At 66.4% G+C, this 2,329-nt stretch carries 3 protein-coding genes; all 3 read right to left on the reverse strand.

Annotated features, from left to right (window positions below; all coding sequences use genetic code 11):
• Positions 1 to 342: hypothetical protein (locus JOZ76_RS03290; RefSeq protein WP_441299967.1), on the reverse strand; the 342-nt coding region annotated here is incomplete at its 3' end.
• A gap of 119 nt (positions 343 to 461) precedes the next feature.
• Positions 462 to 1,700: an IS110 family transposase gene (locus tag JOZ76_RS03295; protein WP_291697198.1), complete on the reverse strand. Its 1,239-nt coding sequence runs from the start codon at positions 1,698 to 1,700 to the stop codon at positions 462 to 464.
• A 171-nt stretch (positions 1,701 to 1,871) separates the two neighbouring features.
• Positions 1,872 to 2,329, reverse strand: a 458-nt coding sequence (locus JOZ76_RS03300) for a hypothetical protein (RefSeq protein WP_291697199.1), incomplete at its 5' end; no start/stop codon positions are given.

Here is a 2,329-nt window from a genome sequence, read left to right on the forward strand (position 1 = left end):
GATGTAGCGATGATCGGCGCCCGAGCGACGGAGCTCCTTCGCGATCTGAGCGATGCGGGCCTCGAGGTCGTCGATCAGCACCAGGCTGGCGTCGACGTGCGAGCGCCACGGCTCGGGCAGCTCGAGCTCCTTGAGTAACTTGCGGCCCGAGACGCCGAACAGGTCGGACATGTGGCGCTGGTGACCGAAGGTGATCAGCGTGGAGTGCACCCGGTTCTTCAGCGTCGAGCGGTGCTTGACCAGATGCAGCCGCCAGCGGGAGATCTCCCGCTCGCGCCGCAGCTCGACCGTGGGCAGCCAGATCGCCGGCACCAGATCCCGGAACGACAACTCGGCCAGCACCCCCGAATCGATCTGGGGTGAAATGCTCACGTTGGCTGGGTTGCTGTCGGGCGAATAACGGTATGCGGAAGCCGCTCGGCGCCGGGCCGGGTTTGGACTGCGGCGAGCTGACAGTTGGTTTATGCGGCGGCTGCTTCCTCGAGAGTGACGGTGAAGCCGAGCTCCTCAAGCTGGGCGACAAGACGGTGGGCGCGCCGCTCCGGGTCCTGGCGAGACGTGAAGTAGTCCTCGCCGAGATCCTTGTAGATCTCGCCGGTGCTGAGCAGATGCCAGACGAGCTCGATCAGTGAGTGGGCGACGGCCATGGCTGCCTTGTTCGGTCCGCGGCGGCGAGCGATCTGGCGGTATTGGGCGCCGAAGTAGCTTCCCTTGGTCCGCGCTGCGGCGCGGGCGGACTCGATCAGCGCGCGCCGCAGCCACGGGTTGCCTTTGGTGGTGCCGACCCGGCGGCGTTTGCCCGCCGATTCGTGCGAGCCTGGGCACACGCCAACCCAGGAGGCCAGATCACCCGGGGTCGGGAACCGGGACATGTCGGCGCCCGTCTCGGCGATGATCACGTCGATCGACAGCCGGTCGAAGCCCGGCACCGGCAACAGCGACGTGTACACGGGCGCGAACGCAGCCGTCCGTTGATCGACCTGCTCGGTCAAGGCGGCGATCGACTCGTTGAGGAAGTCGAGGTGGCCGAGAATCCGCCCGCAAGCGACTGCGTGGTGGGAGCCGAAGTGGCCGGTCAGCGCTTCGGTCAGCGCCGGGACCTTCGGGCGCATCTTGCCCAGCGCCAGCTCGGCGAGCTTCGCGCCGTCCCGTTCGCCGGCGATCAGCGCCTCGATCATCGCGCGCCCCGACTGGGTCAGAACCCGGGACGCGACCGAGGTCAGCTTGATCCCGGCATCCTGCAGCACCTTCTCAAGGCGCTGGATCTCGGCCGCGCGAGCGTCGCTCTGGGTCTCTCGATACCGGGTCAGCTCCCGCAGCTCACGAATCGGCGGCGGCGGCACGAAGCTCGGGCGGATCATCCCGTGCGCGGCGACATCGGCGAGCCACTCGGCATCGGTCATATCGGTCTTCCGCCCGGGAACCTTCTTAACGTTTCGAGCGTTGCACAACCACACTGTGAAGCTCGACTCGAGCGCGTAATAGACCGGCTTCCAATAGACGCCGGTCGCCTCTATTGCCACCAGCTCCACCTGCCGCTCAGCCAGCCACGCCGCAAGCTCGCGAAGCCTGGTCGTAGTGCTCGCGAAGCGCTCCTTCTCGAACACCACACCACCCCGCGGGCCGAGTCTGCGAAAACAAGCCACAACATTGTCGCGGTGGACATCCAGACCGGCCACCCGATCGTAGATCTGCTGCACTGCTGCCTCCTTCCGACGGTTGACAGATGCGACCCGCCGGGGAGGGACCTTGGTGATTACCGAATCTGGGGTTCGTGCTCGCAGCGACAATCCGAGGTCCCGCGGCCCAGCACCAGACTTGTCTCGGGCTCAACTGCCTCCACTATCGACACGGCGACCGCGCCCGGCGCGTCAGCCCAGTGAGGTTGTCTGGGTTTCGGCGAGGCCGTGCAACAAGCATTTCATCGCTCGGGGGTGGGCCACGGTCCATGCCGACTGGTCCGTCTTGCACGCCAGCGGCGCCAGCCCCTTGACCTTCTGCGCGTCGGCGACCAGCACCTCCCAGCCATGAGAGACAAGCTCGTCGTGCACGAACCTCGCCCCGTTCATCGACTCCACCACCCCGCGCACCGGCTCGCCATAGACGGCCACCCGACGGGCGAGCCCATGCAGCCCGTCGCGATCCGGGATCGCCGTGAAGCGGTCGATCAGTTCCCCCTGATCGGAGATCAGGCACACGTCAATTCGTTTGCGGCTCAGATCAAGACCAACGTGCAGCACGAACACTCCTCTCCGGCACGAGGACAGGCAGGATCGGTCCAGCCCACCGCGTACCTTGATACCGGGTGGTCGGTTCTCTGTTTCGGATG

Origin of the sequence: Bradyrhizobium sp. (assembly GCF_019244115.1) — a bacterium.
Lineage (GTDB): Bacteria > Pseudomonadota > Alphaproteobacteria > Rhizobiales > Xanthobacteraceae > Bradyrhizobium.